Annotated in this window: 12 protein-coding genes and 1 tRNA gene; 5 read left to right on the plus strand and 8 right to left on the minus strand. The window is 38.8% G+C overall.

Annotation, left to right across the window (positions count from 1 at the left end; genetic code table 11):
* Position 1: 1 nt before the first annotated feature.
* The 4 genes from MR062_RS05835 (at position 2) to MR062_RS05850 (ending at position 7,362) form a co-directional block, all read left to right on the plus strand.
* Positions 2–1,603 carry a RagB/SusD family nutrient uptake outer membrane protein gene (locus MR062_RS05835; RefSeq protein ID WP_242203151.1) on the plus strand — a complete coding sequence of 534 codons (1,602 nt, stop codon included), beginning with the start codon at positions 2–4 and terminating at the stop codon, positions 1,601–1,603.
* Positions 1,604–1,619: 16 nt separating this feature from the next.
* On the plus strand, positions 1,620–2,723 hold the full coding sequence (locus tag MR062_RS05840) for a SusE domain-containing protein (RefSeq protein WP_242203152.1): 1,104 nt from the start codon (positions 1,620–1,622) through the stop codon (positions 2,721–2,723).
* 25 nt (positions 2,724–2,748) lie between these two features.
* A complete protein-coding gene (locus tag MR062_RS05845; protein ID WP_242203153.1) occupies positions 2,749–4,422 on the plus strand; it encodes a SusE domain-containing protein in 1,674 nt (557 codons plus the stop codon).
* 174 nt (positions 4,423–4,596) lie between these two features.
* Positions 4,597–7,362, plus strand: coding sequence for an alpha-amylase family glycosyl hydrolase (locus MR062_RS05850; RefSeq protein ID WP_242203154.1), 2,766 nt, complete (start codon positions 4,597–4,599; stop codon positions 7,360–7,362).
* Positions 7,363–7,618: 256 nt separating this feature from the next.
* On the opposite strand, the gene MR062_RS05855 is transcribed toward MR062_RS05850, so the two are convergent.
* The 7 genes from MR062_RS05855 to MR062_RS05885 all read right to left on the minus strand — a co-directional run bounded on the left by MR062_RS05855 (position 7,619) and on the right by MR062_RS05885 (position 21,510).
* Positions 7,619–10,207 carry an alkaline phosphatase D family protein gene (locus MR062_RS05855; RefSeq protein WP_242203155.1) on the minus strand — a complete coding sequence of 863 codons (2,589 nt, stop codon included), beginning with the start codon at positions 10,205–10,207 and terminating at the stop codon, positions 7,619–7,621.
* A 137-nt stretch (positions 10,208–10,344) separates the two neighbouring features.
* Entirely contained in the window at positions 10,345–12,165 is a 1,821-nt protein-coding gene (locus tag MR062_RS05860; RefSeq protein WP_242203156.1) for a DUF3472 domain-containing protein, read from the minus strand.
* A gap of 181 nt (positions 12,166–12,346) precedes the next feature.
* A complete protein-coding gene (locus MR062_RS05865; protein ID WP_242203157.1) occupies positions 12,347–13,360 on the minus strand; it encodes a LamG-like jellyroll fold domain-containing protein in 1,014 nt (337 codons plus the stop codon).
* Positions 13,361–13,563: 203 nt separating this feature from the next.
* Entirely contained in the window at positions 13,564–15,198 is a 1,635-nt protein-coding gene (locus tag MR062_RS05870; protein ID WP_242203158.1) for a discoidin domain-containing protein, read from the minus strand.
* Positions 15,199–15,204: 6 nt separating this feature from the next.
* The gene (locus tag MR062_RS05875; RefSeq protein ID WP_242203159.1) at positions 15,205–16,857 is read right to left on the minus strand and encodes a RagB/SusD family nutrient uptake outer membrane protein; all 1,653 of its coding nucleotides are present in this window, start codon (positions 16,855–16,857) and stop codon (positions 15,205–15,207) included.
* A 17-nt stretch (positions 16,858–16,874) separates the two neighbouring features.
* On the minus strand, positions 16,875–20,066 hold the full coding sequence (locus MR062_RS05880) for a SusC/RagA family TonB-linked outer membrane protein (protein ID WP_242203160.1): 3,192 nt from the start codon (positions 20,064–20,066) through the stop codon (positions 16,875–16,877).
* 259 nt (positions 20,067–20,325) lie between these two features.
* Complete coding sequence (locus tag MR062_RS05885; RefSeq protein WP_242203161.1) at positions 20,326–21,510, minus strand: FecR family protein; 1,185 nt, start codon at positions 21,508–21,510, stop codon at positions 20,326–20,328.
* A 138-nt stretch (positions 21,511–21,648) separates the two neighbouring features.
* Here MR062_RS05885 and MR062_RS05890 point away from each other — a divergent pair, with 138 nt between their 5' ends.
* The gene (locus MR062_RS05890; protein WP_242203162.1) at positions 21,649–22,194 is read left to right on the plus strand and encodes an RNA polymerase sigma factor; all 546 of its coding nucleotides are present in this window, start codon (positions 21,649–21,651) and stop codon (positions 22,192–22,194) included.
* A gap of 292 nt (positions 22,195–22,486) precedes the next feature.
* Here the strand turns inward: MR062_RS05890 and MR062_RS05895 are convergent.
* A tRNA-Ala gene (locus MR062_RS05895) sits at positions 22,487–22,560 on the minus strand.
* Positions 22,561–22,703 lie beyond the last annotated feature (143 nt).

Genomic DNA, 22,703 nt, shown 5'->3' on the forward strand with positions numbered 1-22,703 from the left:
TATGAAAACAAGATTTAAAATACAAAACGCATTTGGTTTTATCTTTCTATTCGTTATAGCATTAACCTCATGTACAGGTGATTTAGATATCGTTCCAAATGACGACCAAACCACCTTAAGCGAAGATTTATACACCGATGAAGGTGCCTACAAACAAGTATTGGCAGGTATCTATGCCAATTTAGCCTTAACGGGAACAGACGGAGCGGGAAGCTCTAACCTAAAAAACATTGATGCAGGAACCAGTCAGTTTGGGCGTGTTTTATTATACGTACAAACATTATCTGCAGATCAAATGATTTGGTCTTATGAAAACGACCCTGGCACAAGAGAAATCCAAAGAAATCTTTGGACCGCTCAAAACCCATTATTACTGGGTATGTTTAGTAGGGCCCATCTATCCATTGCTTTGGCCAATGACTTTTTAAGGGAAACAACCGAAGAGAAATTAGATGCCAGAAATGTTTCTGCAGCCGTTAGAAATGAAATCCCAACTTACAGGGCCGAAGCCAGATTAATGAGAGCCATGGCATATTATTACATGATGGACATCTTTGGAAAAGCTAATTTTGTTACAGAAGATGACGCCCTTAACTCACAACCTCCTGCCTATGGCAGGGCAGAACTATTCAGCTTTGTAGAGTCTGAATTATTGGCCATTGAACCAGACTTGGTAGACGCCAGACAAAATGAATACGGCCGTGCCGACAAAGGGGTAGCCCATATGATACTAGCAAAAATATACTTAAATGCCGATGTTTATATTAACGAAAATAAGTATAGCGATTGTATTAGCTATTGTGAAAAGATCATTAATAGCGGTTATGCTTTGGCCGATAATTACTTGCACAATTTTATGGCAGATAACAATACCAATTCTGCTACCAAGGAAATTATATTCCCTATTGTTTCAGATGGTATTACAACCCAAAACTATGGGCCGACTACAGTCATGATCAATGGCTCTGTAGGAAGTATTGAGCAAAATGGCACTGAAGTTGGTGTTGGAGCAGGCGGATGGGGTGGTGCCCTAAGGGTTCGCAAACAGTTTGCCGAATTATTTAACGGTGCCTTTGGCGATGACGATAGAAATACGCTTATTACCGAAGATAGACCTATTGATATAGACGATATCTCAGACAAGGACACAGGGTATATCATCCAAAAATATTCTAACGCTACATCTACAGGAAGTTTTGGTGTAGACCAAACCTTTGTTGATACCGACTTTCCTTTATTTAGATTGGCCGATGTATACTTAATGTATGCCGAAGCACATCTAAGAGGTGGTGGTGGAAGCGAATCTACTGCGCTTCAATACCTCAATGCCCTTAGATCTAGAGCCAACAACCCAGCTACATTGACTGCTGGAGAAATGACCTTAGATTATATTTTAGACGAGCGGTCTCGCGAATTGCATTGGGAAGCCCATAGGAGACAAGACCTTATTAGGTTTGGAAGGTTTACTGGAGGCAATTACAACTGGGCCTGGAAAGGCAATGGAAGTAATGGTATTGCCTTACCGCAGCATATGGCTATTTATCCCATCCCATCTGGAAGCTTAGCATCCAATCCAAACCTAACACAAAATCCAGGGTATTAACATTAAAAATTTAAAGATGATGAAACATTTAAAACAATTTTCAGCTGTTAGTATCATAGGTCTGGTTATGCTATTTTTTACCACATCCTGCGATGATACAACAGACACATTCCATATATCGACTCCAACAGCTCCAGTTTTAGCCGAGTTAAACTTTACTCAAATAGAACTAGATCCTGTTAACACCTCAAACCCAGCTTTAACATTAAACTGGGCCGAGTCTGATTACGGACAACAAACAGCCGTTAACTATAGCATTCAATTTGCTAATGACGATGCTTTTACCAATCCTGTCGTGGCTGCAACCATAACTGGGCAAAGTGCTTTAACATTATCGGTTAGTGAAATTAATGCCGCTGCTGGTAATGCAGGTTTAAATCCATTTGAATGGGCCACGTTATTCACCAGAGTCGTGGCTTCAATAGGAACACAACAAAGTGAACCTGTTGCTTCAAACGTAATAAACTTTCAAGTATATCCTTTCTTCAACTACGTATTTAATGATTATTATATGGTAGGAGATGCTACAGCTCCAGGGTGGAACAACAACAACAACAACCCACCATTATTTAGGGATGAAAACAATAGTAGTGTTTATTATTATACTGGAAGGTTTTCAGACAACGGACACTTTAAAGTTCTCCAAACAAAAGGGCTTTGGCAACCACAATGGGGCACAGACGATGGCTCGACTGTAGGCGTTAACCCAGGAGGTGGAACCGACCCAGAAAGATTCCCATATGGCGGTGGAGACGGCATTCCTGAAGGCTTTTATACCTTCACCATTAACTTTGCTAGTAACACTTTTACTTTCGAACCTTTTGATGCTACAGGAATTACCAGTCCAGCATCCTTATCGGTACAAGGCTCCAGTGTTGAAACTACTACAATGACCGCTTTGGCATTCGATGGACACATATGGTTTGCCAACTCAGTACACTTAACCCCAGGCGATGTTTCGTTTGTTACAGGATCTGGAGATTCTTGGGGAAGCACAACATCGTTTTCGGGCGTAGCAACAAATGGCGGTGGCGCTATACCAGTTGTTGTAGAAGACGATTATGATATTTGGTTTAATGATTTAACAGGACGTTACATTCTTATTCCATTAAACCTATAGTGTTAATTAACCTAAACGAAAAGACATGAAATTCTATATTAACAAAATAAGCTTTCTACTATTATTTTCGGTATTGCTTTTTAATTCTTGCGAAACCGAAGAAAGCCTAAATATAATCGAACCAGAACCTGCCTTTGTTTTAAACACTCCAGGTATTAGCAGCGTATTTTTGAATTTTGCCTTACCAGACAATCCTGCTTTTACCATTACATGGAGCGATGAGCTTTATGGCGGTTCATACACTGTAGAAATGGCTACAGACGAAGCTTTTACAAGTCCAGCAACACTTGGCACTACCGATAAGAATAATTTCTCAATGTCGGTTACAGAGTTTAATAATGCCATTGTAAATACTGGAGTTAACAGTTTTAAGGACATCGCTATTTATATGAGGGTTTCTGCAGGAAGCCAAACGAGCAACACCATTCTATTATTGGTAACCACTTATCCGGTTAACCCTCCCGTAATAAATAATGTGAACAATGGCGATTCGTTTGTTCTATCATTGGACAATAACGACATGACAGCAATGAACGTAGCATGGGACGACCCTGTTCTAGAATCGTCGTTAGGTGTAACCGTAGACTATATTTTGGAGGCTGCTTCAGCAGGAACAGACTTTGCTACCATTATTGAAGCTGGAAATGTTAGCAACACCAACAGTTTAGCTTTAACACACGCTCAATTAAATGCCGTAGCCATTCAAAGTGGTATTCCGGTAGATACTGCCGGCAATTTAGACATAAGGGTTAAAGCGACCATTACAGATAGTGCTTCTGGAGCATCTATTGAAAGAATTTCAGAAACCAAAACTATCTCTGTAACGACTTATCTAACCGTTCTCGATTTATCCACCACATGGGGTATTGTTGGTTCTGCTGCCAATAACTGGGGCGCTACGCCAGATTTACCATTCTGGTCTACCGATACGCCAGGCATACTTGTTGCTTATGTTCATTTAATAGATGGCGAAATTAAGTTTAGGGAAAACAACGATTGGACCAATAATTATGGTGATAATGGTGGCGATGGAACATTAGAAGATGGCGGTGCAAATATTGCCGTAACCGAAGGGGATTATAAAATAACCATGAACCTTAACGACCTAACTTATACCATTGAAGCCTTTTCATTGGGCATAGTTGGTGGCGCTTATAATGATTGGGGAGCCACACCAGACTTTATGTTACAATACGACCAATATTCTGATGTGTTTAGAGGTATTGTTACCCTTATGGATGGTGAAATGAAATTTAGAATGAATAATGATTGGGGAACCAATTGGGGTGATGACGGCGCCGATGGTACTTTAGATGCAGGGGGAGCTAATATTGTTGTCTCTGCCGGTATATACATTGCCACTGTAGATATGAACGACAACACCTATACTCTAGAGCAAATTGACTATGTATGGGGCCTTGTTGGTGGTGCTTATAACGATTGGGGAGCGACACCAGATGCACAGTTTACAAGAGATTGGTCGCGTCCGTTTGACGATATCTGGATTCTTAACGACGTTACCTTAATAGATGGGGAGTTTAAGTTTAGGGCCAATAACGATTGGGCTGTAAACTATGGTGACAATGGTGGTGATGGCACTTTAGAGGCTGGAGGGGCCAATATTGTAACTACAGCAGGAACATACTCCTTTGTGTTAGATTTCTCAGACCCTAATAACCCCACATACACCAAAAATTAAATTAGGACTATAAAAGTCTTAACGTTTATGATTAAGTGTTGTTAATACTGCGAAATTAAAATGCAGTAGAAATGAAGAATCTCAATCCTCATAAAATCAACCATTTGATTTATTTGAGATTCTTCATTTTCATTCCTTTTATGACTTAAACTGTCACACTTCAAAAAAATTAAAATGAAAAATCTAATCTATATAACATGTTTACTTTTTTCTTCTATAATCTATTCACAGGTTACAACTTCCCCTGTTATACCAACGGCATCCGATGAGATTACAATTACATTTAATGCTGTTGGAACTGGCCTAGAAGATTATACAGGAGATGTCTATGCCCATACCGGTGTTATAACCACGGCGTCCTCAGGACCGACTGACTGGAAATATGTTATAGGTAGTTGGGGCAATAATACAACACAACCCAAATTGACGAGATTGGGAACCAACACCTACGAACTTGTAATCACTCCAGACATTCCAACCTTTTACGGTTCGGGAAGTGATACCGTTACAGATATTGCCCTGGTCTTTAGAAACAGTGCCGGAACTGCACAAACCAGCCCAGATATCTTTATTAAAATTTATGAAGCAGGTTTAAATATTACTATTACCAATCCTTCAGACGAAGCTGTTTTCAATTTAAACGACAACATCACTATAAGTGCAGAAGCCAGTATCAATGCCGATTTAGAATTAAAAGTGAATACTGTTTCCGAACAAACAGCATTAAACACGACTACAATTTCAAAAGCATATACATTTACCTCTGCTGGAAGTTATACTATTGAAGCGATCGCTACCGAAAACAGTGAAGTAAAAACACACGAAGTTTCAGTTTATGTAAAAACAACTACTCAAAATGAAACCTTGCCCTCTGGGCTAGAAAATGGCTTTAACGATAATGGAGATGGTACAGTAACATTTGTATTAGAAGCTCCTTCAAAAACTGATGTATTTTTAATAGGAAGCTTTAACAATTGGATGTTGGATCAAAGCTATCAAATGAAAAAAGATAATGATACCTTTTGGTTAACTGTTAGTGGATTAGATCCAGATACCGAATATGCTTATCAGTACTTTATTGATTATAGTATAAAAGTAGCCGATCCCTATTCGCATAAAGTTTTAGACCCAGATAACGACCAGTATATTCCCAATAGTACCTATCCCGACTTAATGGCCTATCCAACAGGTGAAACAATGGGTATTGTCTCTACTTTTAAAATCAACGAAACAGATTATTCTTGGCAAAACACATCGTTTACAAGACCTAATAAGGAAAACCTTGTTATTTATGAAATGCTGCTTCGCGATTTTACAGAAAGTGACACCTATCAAGACGCAATGACACATTTAGACTATCTTGAAAACTTAGGTGTAAATGCTGTAGAACTTATGCCAATTAACGAATTTGAAGGCAACGACAGCTGGGGTTACAACCCTTCATTTTACATGGCTTTAGATAAAGCTTATGGCACAGCCAACGATCTAAAGGCCTTTGTTGATGCATGTCACCAACGCGGTATGGCAGTAATTGTGGATGTCGTTTTTAATCATTCGTATAGCCAATCACCGCTTTTACAAATGTATTGGGACAGTACCAATAACCGTCCGGCCTCCGACAGCCCTTATTATAATCAAAACCACAATTTGGTCGACAATACGAATGCACATTGGGGCTACGATTTTAACCACGAATCCAACTATACCGTAAACTTCTTTAATGATGTGTTAAGTTTTTGGATGAATGAATATAATATTGATGGGTTCCGGTTTGATTTTACAAAAGGGTTTTCGAATACCATTTATACTGGAGCGGATAATTGGGCCAGTGCCTACGATGCCGCAAGAATTGAAAACCTAAAAGCCTATGCCGATCATGTTTGGGCAAACAACCCTGGAAATGAAGCCTATGTTATTTTCGAACATTTATCCGATAACAGTGAAGAAACCGAACTGGCCAACTATGGCATTATGCTTTGGGGTAATTTAAACCATAGCTTTAACCAAAATACGATGGGGTATGCCGATGGTGCCGATGTTTCATGGTTATCCTATAAAAACAGGGGATGGAACAACCCTCATGTAGTAGGCTATATGGAAAGTCATGATGAAGAACGCCTTATGGTTAAAAATTTAGCTTATGGCAATTCCAGCGGAGGCTATAATGTAAAAGACTTAGGCACTGCACTGGACAGGCAAGAAGCTGCCGCGGCCATTTTTTATGGTATTCCCGGCCCTAAAATGCTTTGGCAATTTGGTGAACTGGGGTATGATAAAAGTATTAACTGTGATAGCGATATTACCGATGGCTCTTGCCGATTGGATAGAAAACCCGTGGCTTGGACATTAGGTTACGACACCAATAGCGACAGGCTTGATGTTTATAACGTTATGGCGAAAATGATTTCGTTAAAAAAACAATACCCTTCAACCTTTAACACCAATGATTTTAATTTAAATGTTAGCGGTCTTGTTAAACGCATCAATTTAAATGATAATGTTGGGAATTTGGATGTTGTTATCATTGCTAATTTCGATGTGACCGCACAATCGGTCAATCCTAATTTTCCATCTACAGGAACATGGTACGATACCTTTTCCAGCACCTCCATTAACGTTACCAACCCTACGGCCAGTATTAGTTTACAACCAGGAGAATATCGATTATATTCCCAAACCCAAAGCTTAAGCGCAGAAAAGTCTAAACCATTGCTTTCGGCCAGGGTCTATCCTAACCCTGCTCAAGAGACCTTTGCAGTTAATGACCATATAAGCACCTTAAACATTTACGATTTAACAGGAAAACTGGTAAAATCCTTTAAAGGGAATTACCCAAAAGGTAAAGCTTTTGATATTTCGGAACTACCCAAAAGCATATATATGATTAAATTAATTAATAGTGATGGATTGCAAGGCCATTTTAAAATGGCTAAAATGTAAGTTAAGTTTGTTTATTTGTAAAAGAGGGTGTCTAAAAAGGCATTATAATTTGGTTTGTCAAGTTGAGTACTTCGACTCCGCTCAGCACAGGCTCTGTCGAAACTGATATTGATTATCAGTAAGTTAAAAATATTTCGACAAGCTCAATATGACATAGAACCTACTTTTTAGACACCCTCTTTTCATTAGAATCTATAAGGGTCCTTTCTTTAGGTTTCTGTATTTCCTTTGATCAAAAAAACTATAAACTACTGACTTAAAACACAAAATCAGCAGCCTCACTATCAACCGTAAAGCCCTTTTGTTCTTGCCACAGATTTTTATCTGGCTCTCCCACCTTCACTGTATAACTTGATGTCCCATCAAAGACCTTTGCCTCAAATGTTTGCCCGTTAATGCGAATGGCATATTCCAACGCCTTGGTCCTTTCATTGATAATATGGACCACTGGACTTTCAAGGCCCTGAACTTTAATTTCCGGCAAATACCCTTTGGCCTTACGCCCATAATTTGCCTCCTGGGAAACCGTTTGCGGCCAACCCGGATACTGTGAGCCCTCTTCCAACGGATTGTCAAAACGCCTATAGCATTCCGTCTTTATCGTCCTTTCTGCCTTATTGAACGTCACAATACCATAACCTACCGCCCTGTTGTGCAATATGGCGGGCTCCTTGTGCATGTTATGGGGGTTGGCAATCGCCCTGACCGTCATTTTATTGCCAAAGCCATCTATATGGTCACCCGTATAGGCGGGATTCTCATAGGTATGGGCCGAGCTGTCCACCGATGGCCAAAACCGTCGGGGCCAGACATTGTTTAAAGCGGGACCTGCAAAGGCATAACCGCTGTCACCAAAGTCATCTACACCATATTGTATGAACGACCCTAAGTGCTGATCCCCTGCTATATGGAAGGCATAGCCCTTTCTAATAATTTCTACAGCACTGTCCCTTTTATTGGCCGGCCAGCCATTGGAGTCCATATCCACGGTAGGCTTGTCACCCTTAATATATTCCCCCACTTCGGGAATGTACAGTTGGGGCACTACATTATCGGACTTGGCCTCTGCTGGCAATGTCGCCACTGTGGCAAAATTGGTCTGCGACAACACGGCCTTCATCTGTGCGCCATGGGACCAGTCCCCAACCCAGGACTCCAGGAACGCCTCCTGCCGTTCCCCCAATAGTTCGGCATCCAGGTCGCGGTACTCCTTTATATCAAAATTCTCGCCCTGTATCCATCCATTGACCACTTTGGCCTCTTCTGGAAGCACATGGGACGGTGCCGATTTAAACTTCCTGTCCTCTAAAATGGCAAAGCTAACGCCGCCGTAGTTCCAATGGGCATAATACACCCCTATGTTGTTCTTGACCGGTGTGGCATCGTAAGGATCCGGTAAATGGCTGGTTTGCGTAAACTGCACCATATTCACCCAGTCTGGAGCCATCTTATAGCCCCCACTATCTTGTGAAGACGCCCCAAATCCTTTACTGTTATCTGCCAGCTTACCGCCTTCGCCCCATACGTTGCCATGGTATACATCGTGGTCGTCCGGAATGATGGCACAGGGCCTGTGCCTGTACAGTTCCCGGTAGGACCAGCCAAACATCATCCATTTCCTTAAATAGTCCAGACATGTCTTGTCGTAGTCGCCCGTATATTGGGCCCCAAAACCACCGGTACCCTCATAAAACTGGTCGCCAAGGAACAAACATACATCTGGATTGAGCTTGGACACGCTTTCATGGATATCGGCATCGGGAAAGCCAAAATCGAAGTTACAGCTAAAAACGGCCGCTTTTAAATCGGTTTTGTTTATGGGCTCTGCCTGGATGGTCCCTTCATAATCGTATTGGTGCATGCCTTCCCTTAACGGGATCTGCAAGCGCACCCTGTACGGTACGTTTGATATGGCATCCCAATCGCTTATCGAAAAGTTTACAGCCCGTCCGGATTGTTTTATGGTCTGTTCTTCCTGAGTGGCCCATTGACCGTCCCTTTTAAATTGCAACAACACTTTATGGCCCTCTATCTCTTCTACGGGGGACAACTGTGCCGTTAATTTTAATTTGCCGCGGTGCAATGTGTACTGCGCAAAGCATATGGGCCCAAATATATTATTATCATTGACATATAGTGCCTTGGAATCTATGGACCAATCCTTAAAGCCCACTAATGGTTTATGATTATCCCCTCCCTTTACACCAACATCAGATAATAGGGCAAAGTTACCTGCAAGCTGTTCTTGTGCCACCTCTATATCCTTGGCCGTATATATAACAGCTCCAGATGCTGTATTTATTACATTGATGTTAAGGGCTTGGCTATTTTCGTTCTTGCTATCCACAATGACCTGTAACGTAAATTGCCCTGGCAATGTGCCCAAGCCTGTTTTCAAGACCTGGTCCCCTACTACCAAATTACCTTCAAGGTTCAACCCTACATCCAAACCTTTACCAAATACTGCGGCCGAACGGTAATCGTCCACGCGTCCCTTGGCTCCCAATCGCAGTCCAAAACAGCCTTTTGTCCCATCCAATTGTTGGTCCAAAACTGCTATTGTAACCTTGGTCCCATACGCCGCATCCCCTTTGGGGTTCTGGAGGGTAAGCAAATGTAGGTTTCTGTTCTTGCCCTTGTACGTACAGACCGCTTGGCCGTCCTTTAAGATCCAGTCCTGCAACCTATTGCCCCAATACTGTGGGCCCACCCATTTCATGTCGTGCCACAGGTGCCATTCGCTCTTAAATGTGACGGGCTTTTTTTTGGAGAATGGGCTATAGCACGAGGCCATGGGCAATACCGATCCCAGTAAAATTGTTTTGATGTAGTCTCTGCGATGCATTAAATTATTATTTTATATAAATTTCACATTTTATTAAAAACCAAAAATACCAGTATTAAACACATGCTAATACTGGTCTTTGGAAATTTAGTTTGCTATTAATCTAAATTTTATTACTACTATCAATAAATTTAACTTTATTGATATATATAGGGAGCCAGTTCTGCTAATGAAGCATTATGGTTACCATCATGGGATGTTTTAGCGATAAACTTCAAGTATCTAAACGTTTGTGTTTGACTAAAATCTATGTTTTGTTCTGAAGTTATATTTTGCAATATATAATCGCCCAGGCTTTGCCAGTTCACATTGTCATCACTTATCTGGAGTTCCATATCCTTGACCGCTCTTCCCAAATTCTGTCTTTGTATAAACTGCACACCATCTACCGTATTGGATTGCCCCATATCGACAACGATATGATGTGGCGCTACCGATGTACATCCAGACCAGCATGAATGCCAATAGGTATTTATATCTCCATCAAGAATATCTGCTGCTCTTCCTGTTGTTCCCTCTCCTCCATTATCTTCTTGAGAGCTATAGTCTGCTATGGTCCAGCTCGTTCTATCTAACAAATTAAGAGATAAGGTAGGTACTTCTAGCTGTGAAAAGTCTATATAGGGAGCTATTCCACCAGCTGTTCTTGTAAAATATGTATTTGGAATTTCATTATCATCAAAGAAACCACAGTTTCTAAGATAAAAACCACCTGCGCCGTCAAGTCCACCATCATAATCTAATCGTACTCCATTATTTCCTGTATTATCTGTTGTGAATTTTGCGGTTGTCATTTCATTCCACACGCCTTGGGTATCGTAAGCCCATTGATTAGTATAATATGCCTCGCGCTCTTGATCTCCCATTTCTGTTTTGAAATTCTCCAAAAACGAATGCATGTTATTAATATGAACATAATTTGGAAAAGGCTTTCTAAAACTAGCGATTAATTTCCAATCCCCAATTTCTGGCGCATAAAAATAGGCCGTGTAATCGGTACTGTTGCTTTGTGTGGATTCACCCTTTAACAAAAATTTATAGGTGTTCCCTGCTACCCAGTCATAGTTGAAATAACTTTGGGCTCCAGAGCCTTCACCCCCAAACTCCCCAACGGTCACTCCATCACCGTAACCCAAAGGAATTACTGTATATTCTGCAGGAATTTGACTTGGATCTTGGGTTTGGTAAGCGCTCCATACCGAGAATAATATTCTTCTTTGACTTTCTGAATTTACTTGCATGCCAAAATAACCATCACCAAAACCATTCACCATAAAATAAGATCCTACAACATCCTTATTAACAGGAACAGTTACTTCGTTATAAAACCATGTTATATCTTTACCAGCTGGTTTGGTGTACCTTAAATGAACAGAAGGTCCTCTTCTACCAAAATAAAACGAGCTAGAACCTATAAAACTAATACTTGTGTCCCAAGTTGAGTCTCCCAGCAAGATATCTGAAATATCCCCAAAATCCCCTGAATTGGAAGAAACACCTTCTAATTCAACATAATGGTATCCTGTTTGGTTAATGGTAAAAGTGCCAATGGAATATGTATTAAATGATCCATTACTTGATGTAAACGTGGTTTGTTGGGTCACCCCATCCAGTGTAACATTTAATTTTGTATTGGAACTAAACATTGCTTGTAACCCTAATTGTATATCACCCGTTTGTGTGGCATAAAAATAGGTGCGAATAATATCTGCTGAATTGGTCCAATTACTTATTCCCCCAGTTCCAATAATATTAGTCGTTGCCGTTGGATTGCCAACCACCCAGCTATTACCTTCGGTTGGCACCGATATTGTAAAATTGTATTTTACTGGTTTTCCTTTTGCTAAACTCCCTTGTGTTTCAACGCTTTGCTCTACTACAACGTTTTCGTCATCACAAGAATAAAAAACCATTAAAGTGGTCAAAACTAAAAATGCTATTAATTTAATTGTTTTCATAATTTAAAGATTATGTTAGTTAATAATTATTATTGATAAAAGGTTGGTTATACCCCTTACTTAAAACAGATGTTTATGAAGTACACCTGAACTCTATACTGATCTTTTATTTAAATTACAGTATGCTCACTTTATGCTTGTAGCCTATGTATGAAACTACTCTAGGAAGTGAGCATCCTCATTAATTTTTAATAAACTTAATGGTTCCTGATTTCCCTTCAGACTCAAGCTTAGCGATGTATAAACCAGCTGAATACCCATCAAAATCTATTTGAATATTACCGGCATGGTCTTTATACTGTGTTGAAAGGATTTGTTTTCCCACAACACTATAAATACTAATGGTTATGGGCGCTACCAAATCCATTTTAAAATTTAGGACCTCTTCAACTCTGGTCGGGAAGGCTTCGATCTTATGGCTGGAAAAGATACTGTTCTTTAAAGACAGGGTATTGCCGTTCTTTACCTGTGTAAGCTCAGCTGGCGTTAACACCCTTGAATACACGCGTACATCATCTAATGACCCATTAAAGCCTCTTGACGTACTTGTACCATCGGTTCCAACAGCAAGGGGTGCTACGGCTGTATTTACATTATTTCCCCAAGCGGCATCGTTTACTACTTGTGCTACTTCTACAACATTACCCGAGCCATCAAAATCAAAATACAAGCGTGCCGTTCCGGTCCCATCGCCATTATTAACATAGGTACAGGCCGCAAAGTGCCAATTATTGTCCTGGTTGCTAGCGGCATCTCCATAACGGATATCCTTGTTTCCTAAATCCAAGAGCAGGACATCGCCGTAAAAGGCTCCAGAAATACCCAACGTAAATTTCGTATCTGCACCACTCCCCTGGCCAACAATGCCTTTAAAACCGTTGGTGTCTGTTGATTTAAACCAAGCAGTATAGGTTCTAGCCATAGTACCAGATATTGGACTATTAGCACTAGAGGTTAAATAACTAGTGGTGTTGCCTACATTAATGGCACTATTGGCAGTGGCATCCTTGTCGTCTACATAAGTTATTGTCCCTGTAGCCGTTAAATTTAAACCAGAGGCGCTTGAATCGTTATAATTATTAGTAAAATTGTAACGTGCCACTAAATTAGCATCCTGAGCTTGTATGTTATAGCCAAGTATGATACTCATGCCTAAACATAAAGCGGTCCTCCAAAAAGTAATATTCCGTTTCATCTTTTAAGTTTTTAATATATTTCAATGGCTGACCGCATCGTCTACAAACATGGGACTCCTATCCCTCCAATAAAAGAGTGACAAAATTTTAAGCCATTGCTGCTGTAATAGCACTAAGGGTTTTAAGAATTAAAAGCATCCTTATTAAGTTTTTGTAATTTAATGAAGGATGCTTTTTATAGATTAATAATTAAGTTTTATTATTATTTTACATCGACTTCGCAAACAAACAAGTTGTCTACACCGTTAAATGTATATACTTCACTTACTAGAAGTTTAAAGTACTGCACATTAACAGGGCTATTAAGTTTAATAACGAAGTGTTTTGCAGATGGTTTGTCTGGAACGCTATAATCTGCGGCATCGGTATAAGTTACACCATCTGTACTGGTTTGCACTTTTATTTGCTTTGGCAAGAAGTACCCCCCAGAACGGTCGCTATACATATAAATTTGATCGAAATTCTTCATTTCACCCATATCAAACGTTAATTCATGTGGTGGTTTTTCACTAAAACGATATGGATACCCTGAGTGCCAATACGTAGCAATATCACTATCAATAATATTTCCTATGGGTTGGCTGGAGGTATTAGCTGTCGCCGCCCAGGAGGAACGATCGGACAGTTCCCATGCCAAATAATCCAAGACAACATCATTATTTGGAACTTGTGAAATTAAGTCCATCGTAAATTCATAACTATAGGCCTCAATACGTTCTCCGTTTTCAAAAATGATATTTAAGGTATTCTCCATGGCATCTTTAGCATCATCTTTATAGCCATTAAATAAATCGGAATAAGGTATCTCTACACTAAATTCATAGAGGTTGTCCGCATTGGGAACCCCTATTTTTTTCACGAAGGTGACCATATCATAACTTTCGTTTACATTAGAATATGGAAATCCGTCTTCTCCTATGTACAACGCTGTAGGCATAACATCTGCACTAAATGTACCCGACGCCATTAATTTACCGTTAGCATCATCTTTAATCACCTTATATGTGCTTAAGGTTACTCCAGGGCTTTGTGCATAATAGGCAATACCATCATTGGTTTTGTTAAAAACTTGACAAGTATTTAAAATAGCCGCACTAGAAGGAATTAAAAATACATTTTCTTCATTTCCATTTTGATAGGCCTGGTTACCAAAACTCATTAAGGATATTTTACTATCACTGCCTTTATGAGCCGCATGCGGTAAGTTAAGGGCATGCCCCAACTCATGAATTATACCTCCCAAATTTGCAGCTTTTAAAAGTTCCAATCCGTCAATGGTCTTTCCTGTTTCGGACAAAACAAAATCTGGAGACGTCGCAAATCCAATTTTTCCATTTGCATAAAACCCTACACCACTATCCTTAAAGCCTAAAACTAAATAATGGTCACTGCTTTTTTTATCGGGTGCATCGGCAAAATAAGCATTTAACTCTGCTTTAATTTTGGAAGAATCTTGAGAATCATAAGACGTACTGGCTTCTGCTCCATCTATTACATTAATACGTACCTCTCCGTCTTGATTGGTCATTAAACCAAAGGTTTTGTTATAACCATTGGCTTTCATTTGCACACCATACCAGCTTTGTATAAACAACATCATGTTGCTTACATTTTTGAAATTTTCATTGGTAAATTCCATATCGGTAGGCTTAAAGAATACCACATTAAGGGCATATTGTCCTTCTTGGTTCACTGACCATATATCTAAAGGATTTTCTATATATGATGCTCCCGGAGATTCATCAATTTTTATAGCTTCAGGTTTATATATCACTGCATCTGGCTGACAGGAAACAGCAAGTAGAAATACAGTAAGTAATTTTAATATATTTTTCATATTCAATTAATTTAAAGGTGGATTTTGTATTAATGATGGCTGCGCATTAATTTGTGCCTGAGGCACATACTCAACTACACGATCATCAGTTGGCAATACCATTTCATAAGGATTGGCGCCACTTAAATGGGTACCGGGATACCTTCTATCCAACGTTTTATTATTTCTAAATATGTCGTATTTGCGATGACCTTCCCAAGCTAACTCCATTCGTCTTTCATCTAAAACAACATCTATCAATGTTTTCCCTGCTGGGAAATCGGAAGGACTGTTATAGGTTGGAATACCAGCACGAGCTCTTATGGTATTTACATCGGCCAATGCTAAGTTTACATTACCTAATTTGGCGTAGGCCTCCGCTCTATTTAAAATCACCTCTCCCAAACGAGATATTACTGGTGACCATAAGTGGCCGATCCCTTCTTGTAAAGAAGCTTTGGTAATATAAAATCTAGGATACCCATTTCTTTTTTCCATATCAAAATCTTTGGTGACATAGATTTTCGTACCATTAGAAGTGAAATAGTATTTTGTTTGGTTACCTTGGGTTTCAGACAGCACTTCGTATTGTGTATTACCATCATCGAAATAGGTTTTACCATTTTCTACATAGGTATCCCTAAACTGGTATTTATACGAATTATCTACCCAATACACGGCAGGAATCAAGTTTCCATTATCATCTTCTAGATATTGTGGCCATATGAATGATCGTCTTACATCTCCTGGATTTTGATCATATAAATCGATAATGGGCTTAGAAGCATACATTTCTCCCCAACCTACACCATCAATTCTAGCATATAATGACCCAACAGCACGCCATGGGTTACTCTCGTTATATTCTGTTTCGGTGTATTTGAAACAAAATATGGTTTCAGGATTTTCTTCTGGTACCATTTCGAAATACTTTGGAAAATCGCTTGTAGATACCAAACTGAATTTACCAATAACTTTATTCGCATACTCAATGGCCTTATCATTTTGTTCCATATATAAATATACACGCGATAACAAAGCTTGTGCAGCTTCTTTTGTAGCAAAGATATTATCCTTTGGTAAGCTCATTAAGGATTCGGCCTTTAATAAATCTGAAACGATTTGATCGTAAACCTCTCCCACCGTAGCACGGTCTGGATTGTCATCTTCTCGTGTCGTTAATTTAATGGGAACCCCCAAATTTGAAGTCCCTTGCGAATAAGGGCGTCCAAATACATTATTCATATAGAACAAGGCATAAGCCCTTAGAAAGTAATTTTCTCCTATTTGATGGTCTAAGCCTTGAGAAACACCTTCTTCGGCCATTTCAATAATTCTGTTACACCCCACAATAGCTTTGTAACCTACAGACCAAACGGTATTGGTAAGGTAAGTGGTTGTAGAATTAAAGTAATTGTAAGTATAGAACAACGGGTTGGTAGTCGTTCCACTTAAAGACACATTATCGCCCGCATATTCTGGTATTCTATGGGTTTGGTGAATAAATCCAAAACCATTGTCATCTCCTTTCAAAATGGCATAGTTACCGGCAGTTGCAGATGCCAAAGCACCCTCACTTTCAAACAACTCTTCAGTTGCTATGGCATTATAAGGAAATCTATCTATATCACAAGCAAACAATGCCGTGGCTAATACTAATACTGCTATAAATTTTTTCATTCTTCTCAATTTTTTAATTAAAATGATAAGTTCACACCTAAGCTAACACGCTTTGAAACAGGGTATATCGTACCACTAACACCACCAATACCAACTTCTGGATCTACACCGGTAAACCCTGTAAAAGTTAGAAGGTTATCTCCAGAAATATAGAGACTAGCGCTGCTTAGCCCTATAGCTTTCACCAAGTCGGGATCTAAACTATAGTTAAGTGTTATGTTACGCATTCTTAAGAAACTACCATCTTCCAAATATCTTGAAGACGTTTTGTTGGAAGACCCATCGCCTCCATAATAGGGCAGCGGGTGTGTTGCATAATCTCCCGGTTGTTGCCAAATACTCCATTCATCTGGTAAAACCATTTGGTTATATGTAGGATAGGCTCCCGACGAGTCGAACAACTCCCGAGTGGAATTATATATTTTACCGCCTTTAACAAAAGTGAAATTGGCGTTTAATGACAAGCCTTTATAGCTAAACTTGGTAGTAAACCCTCCAAAAAAATCAGGGGTAGATGTTCCTACTACTTGTCGTGTCGCTTTTTCAACATCGGAGGTTGTACTTTTTTCACCAGTATTTTCATCAATCACTTCCCAAAGTGGTTTACCTGTACTAGGATTTACCCCTAACCATTTTCTTAAATACCATGAGTTAGAATCCAATCCTTCGCGTCTTATCTTACTACCAGAAAACTGGTCTTCGCCTTGATACAATTCTGTGATTTTATTTTTATTGGCACCAATATTGAAACTAACATTCCAATTAAAACCATCAGCATTTTCAAATAGATCTAAATTAGCAATGGCCTCTACACCTTCGTTAACTACTGCTCCAACGTTTTGGTATTGATAGCTGTATCCGGCAGTGGCTGGTAAGGATACACGCTGTATAAGATCGGATGTATCGCGTTTATAATATTCTAGGGTTAATCCTAACTTGTTAAAGATTCGGGCGTCTATAGCCACATCGGTTTGATAGGACACTTCCCATAATAAGTCGTCATTACCAAGCTGTCCAGGCGTAGTGGTTGGTGCAGCATTATACGTTGACAACAAACTGTAATAGGAATATTGTGGATAGTTAAAGGTAGGACGATTTCCCACAGAACCATAACTAGCTCTTAATTTTAAGGCATTTACCCATGGCACGTTAAAAAAGTTTTCCTTGTGGATATTCCAACCTCCACTTACGGAGAAAAAGTTACCATATTTATTGTTATCCCCAAAGTTTGAAGCGCCATCCCTCCTAATGGAAAACTGAGCCATATAACGATCGTCATATATAAGTTCTGCATTAAACAGGTACGATTGTAAGGCATAGTCATTTTTGGTCCCTCCTACATTTCCTGGCTCACTGGCATTATCTAAAATTTCTGTTCCTGACACTAAGTTGTACTTTTCGGCAAAGAAACTCTCATAAACATAATCGTTGTATTCATAAGCTGCCAGTGCATTAACCCTTAAGTTTCCAAAAGTGTTATTATAGCGTATCATTTGATTGGTAAAACGGGTAATACGCTTGGCATTAGAATTAGACAGTTCCCCATTTTTGGCTTTTCCAGCGTTGGAAAGCGGATCTGTATAAGACATCCCATTGGTCATGAATAGAGTATAACCATTTGTGGAAATGAATTTTACATTTTTAAACAAGTCTAACTCAAAATCAAAATCGGCAAATAAGTTGAACTCAGAGCCTTTGCTATAATTGGTCTGAAGCCCCTCGTAATAGTTAGACTGATCTCTACCATACCATGTAACACCTGGCTCTTGTGGATTCCTTACATTTCCATTTTCATCAAATGGTTTGTCCCAAGGTAAATTATTATACATTTGATATAATGAATGCTGCTTATTATCTCGATTTGTATAATTTACGGCCAACTTGGGCTTTATGGTTAATTTATCCATCACCTTAACCTCATGGTTAACCCTTAAGCTTAGCCTATCGTACTGATAGCCTTTTACGGTTCCGGTCTCATCGTAATAGCCAAGTAGCACAAAAGTTTTTGAGACATCATTTCCTGTCGATAATGTTAATGAATGATCTTTTATAACACCGGTTTGAGTCCCATTTTTCAACCAGTTATAATCGGTATTTAACAACTCTGGTGTGTACCAACTCGGAATGGCATTTTGATTGGCAAACAATCCATAATAATCGTAAAGTTGTTGGGAGTTCATGACCTCAAAGTTGCCTTGATTAAATATTGAAAACCCTGTTTTACTGGATATGGTCAGTTGTGTTTTTCCTGTTTTCCCTCGTTTGGTGGTCACCACAATTACGCCATTAGAACCTCTAGATCCATATAACGACGTTGCAGAAGCATCTTTTAACACGCTAATGTTCTCTATTTCGTTAGGATCTAAATTAGGTACCGAATGTACAATAACGCCATCTACAACCCATAAAGGATCATTGCTGCTGCTTATTGAAGACACCCCTCTTATACGAATTGTAGGTGAAGCCCCTGGTTGCCCAGACCCTTGAACCACTTGTACCCCCGAGGCTTTCCCCTGTAGCATGGTTGAAACATTAGGAGCTGTAATATCCTTTAGCTCTTCGGATGTCACTTTGGCTACGGAAGAGGTCACGTCTGATTTCTTTTTGGCCGTATACCCTACAACAATTATTTCCTGAAGTTCGGTGGTATCTTCTTTTAAAGTTATGGAAATACTTTCACTGTCATCGACCAAAACTTCCTGAGAAAAATAACCAACGTACGATACTACCAAGATAGCATACTTATTGCTTACTTTAATCGTGAAATTACCATCAAAATCTGTTTGTGTTCCATTAGTGGTCCCCTTTTCCAGTATGGTTGCTCCTGGCATGGGCTGACCGGATGGTCCTGTAACAACTCCAGAAACTTCTATTTGTTGCGCCTGGTCCAGCAGTGAAGTCTCTTTTTCCTTTATGAGTATTGCATCATTATCGGTTAACGTTACATCAAGGTTCTTTTGCGACAAACTTTGTTTTAGCAGTTTGTTCACACTTATTGTTCCTTTGTTGATTTTAACTTTTGGGAAGTCATTAAAAATTCCTTTTTCATAAAAGAACTTATAATCTGTTTGCTCCATAATCAATTGGAAGACTTCATCAACAGTTAATACTTTATCCTCCTCAACTTTAACTTTAGAGTTTTGAGAAACTAAATCATTTGGTGCCAGTGAAAAGACAAATGTGCAACATAAGAATATAAATGTCCTCATAATGATCATTAAAGTCCGTTTTCGTATTTGAAAACAGAGGTTAGTTAACTTAATTTCCATAAATTTGTTTGTTATTAGTTAGTTAAACATTTTAATTAATTGATAAAATTTTAGGGGATAGGGTCTTTACTTTGGCGGGTGAAACCTTATCCTTTTTTTTTAGTTCTTCTGTATCATTTATGTCATTAGCATATATTTTTTTAATTATTTATTTAAGATTAAGGCTTTTATATTTATATCAAGCGCACAACAGGCGGCATTATTTTAATATTAAGGTTTTATTGTCTATAACATAGTCATTTATAGAGGTCGATTTTATTATAGACAAAATATCTTCTATACTTTGTTTTTTATCTAAAACTCCAACAAATTCAACGGATTCTAAATTTTTATTTTCAAAAACCACATCAACATCATACCATCTGGATATCACTTTCATGATATCTTTTAAAGGCATGTCTATAAAACTAAATATGCCTTCTTTCCATGACACTTCTTTTTTAACGTTAACTTTCGCAACTGTAAAGCTATTGGTCTCTATATTTAAATTGTATTGTTCGCTGGGCGTTAAGCTTTGTTTTGAAGTACCGTTATCCACAACAACTTTTCCCTCTACCAGCGTTGTATAAATGTTAGTCTCATCTTTATAAGCCTTAACATTAAATTCTGTTCCCAAAACCTCTATTTCTTGCGAACGGTTTACCACTCTAAACTTAGCGCCGTTATGTTTTGTGCTTGGCGAAACATCGAAATAGGCTTCCCCATAAACTAATTCCACTTCACGTGTTTCTCCTTCAACAAACGCTTTAGGGTATTTTAATTCCGATTCTGAATTTAACCAAACCTGAGTGCCATCGGAAAGTTCTATGAAAAACTGACCTCCCCTAGGTACCGTTAGATAATTATAGACCGGCGCTTTCTTTTTTTGCTTACTCGCTTCATAAACGATCTTCTCTCCATTACTATTAACATTATTGGCCTTAAAGGTGTTTCCCTTTTCTAAAGCCACTTTCGATCCGTCTTCGAGTGTCAAGGTTGCCTTATCTGTGCCTGGCTCAATAGGTTTTGTATCAACAATTACCGGAATAACATCCTGATCAATAGATGCATTGAACAATCTATCCTTAAAAACAAATCCCAAGCCTAATACTATGATTGCCGCAGCAGCATATTTCCAAACATTGGACCATAATGGTATTAATTTGTTCTTCGTTTTAACCTTAGACCTTACCCTATCCCAACCTTCTTCAATTTCAAATTTCTCATACTCGGCCAGATTGGATTGATACCAGCCTTCCGAAATAATTCTGGAATAAATTTGCCGGTTTTCTTCAGACTCCTCTAACCAATCATTAAGTTGCTTTTCAGCATGACTTTCCAAATCGCCATTGAGCTTTAGGGCGATTAGTTTAGATATTTCTATATATATATTTTCTTGATCCATTTATTTTATAGATTACCATCTACCCTTTAATACAATTCAAAACAGAAACATGGGTATTCCGATTCAAAAAAAAATTAAAAAACTTTAAATTTTAGGCAATCTAGTTTCATATATTTACACCAATATGAACTTCCTTTAATGGATTCAACTCAAAACATACTTTCTGATATACAAAGCGGTGACAAGAAATCCTTCAAGGTATTTTTTGATGATTATTACCCTATCTTATGTTCCTTTGCCAATAAATACCTTAAAAGTGAGGACCAAAGTAAGGATGTAGCCCAGGAAGCACTGATAAAGTTTTGGGAAAAACGTACAGAGTTTAACGATATTCGTGGTGCCAAAGGCTTTTTATATGTTATTATTAAAAATAACTGTATCAACATACTTAAGAAGTCAAAGCGTAATATTGATTTATCTGCTTTAAAGGAACTACAATCTGAATCGTTTTTTAAAACTAATTTAATTGACAAAGAAACCTTCAGGATTGTTAGAAATGCCGTTGACAATTTACCTCAAAGGCAAAAGGAAATTCTAGAGCTCTCATTGAAAGGGCTAAAAAACCCAGAAATTGCTACACAATTAAAGATTTCACCACATACGGTACATACGGCAAAGAAAAATGCCTATAGAAAGCTTAGGGAACTCTTAAAGGATAATTATTATTTGATACTTTTTATCTAATACATTTTAAAAAATCATGGTTTCTCAATAAGGCAAGCTTACTCAAACTAATGCATTACTCTTTTTTGTGATTTTTGATTTATATGTCAATGGCATTTAAAGACAAAAACAAGAAAGGTCCCCAATGTCTTGAAAGCCTTATTATCACTGGTGGAGAAGATCGGGCTCCCTTCGATAAACTCAGGATAAACATTTCGGCAGGCTCAATGCATCGCTTCTCGCCCGATCCTAATCGCTTGCTTAACAAAAACAGGAAAGGCTCCCAATCTCTTGAAAGCCTTGCTATTGCTAGTGGAGAAGATCGGGCTCGAACCGACGACCTCTTGACTGCCAGTCAAGCGCTCTAGCCAACTGAGCTACATCCCCTTTGCCTTTATTTACAGTGTTTACAAGCCTTTACAAACAGTTATAGCTTTTAAGCTATGGTACCATTAACCTGCAAAACTGCGCAAATATATACATTTTAATGCAAAAACCCACCACCAAAACCCACCACCAGTTAAAATAAT

The organism is Aestuariivivens insulae (assembly GCF_022662195.1).
Lineage (GTDB): Bacteria > Bacteroidota > Bacteroidia > Flavobacteriales > Flavobacteriaceae > Aestuariivivens > Aestuariivivens insulae.

Bases quoted from the DNA above. Each gene is read 5' to 3' on its own strand.
- MR062_RS05835 (WP_242203151.1), top strand. From the start codon at position 2: ATGAAAACAAGATTTAAAATACAAAACGCATTTGGTTTTATCTTTCTA.
- MR062_RS05840 (WP_242203152.1), top strand. From the start codon at position 1,620: ATGATGAAACATTTAAAACAATTTTCAGCTGTTAGTATCATAGGTCTG.
- MR062_RS05845 (WP_242203153.1), top strand. From the start codon at position 2,749: ATGAAATTCTATATTAACAAAATAAGCTTTCTACTATTATTTTCGGTA.
- MR062_RS05850 (WP_242203154.1), top strand. From the start codon at position 4,597: ATGAAAAATCTAATCTATATAACATGTTTACTTTTTTCTTCTATAATC.
- MR062_RS05855 (WP_242203155.1), bottom strand. From the start codon at position 10,207: ATGCATCGCAGAGACTACATCAAAACAATTTTACTGGGATCGGTATTG.
- MR062_RS05860 (WP_242203156.1), bottom strand. From the start codon at position 12,165: ATGAAAACAATTAAATTAATAGCATTTTTAGTTTTGACCACTTTAATG.
- MR062_RS05865 (WP_242203157.1), bottom strand. From the start codon at position 13,360: ATGAAACGGAATATTACTTTTTGGAGGACCGCTTTATGTTTAGGCATG.
- MR062_RS05870 (WP_242203158.1), bottom strand. From the start codon at position 15,198: ATGAAAAATATATTAAAATTACTTACTGTATTTCTACTTGCTGTTTCC.
- MR062_RS05875 (WP_242203159.1), bottom strand. From the start codon at position 16,857: ATGAAAAAATTTATAGCAGTATTAGTATTAGCCACGGCATTGTTTGCT.
- MR062_RS05880 (WP_242203160.1), bottom strand. From the start codon at position 20,066: ATGAGGACATTTATATTCTTATGTTGCACATTTGTCTTTTCACTGGCA.
- MR062_RS05885 (WP_242203161.1), bottom strand. From the start codon at position 21,510: ATGGATCAAGAAAATATATATATAGAAATATCTAAACTAATCGCCCTA.
- MR062_RS05890 (WP_242203162.1), top strand. From the start codon at position 21,649: ATGGATTCAACTCAAAACATACTTTCTGATATACAAAGCGGTGACAAG.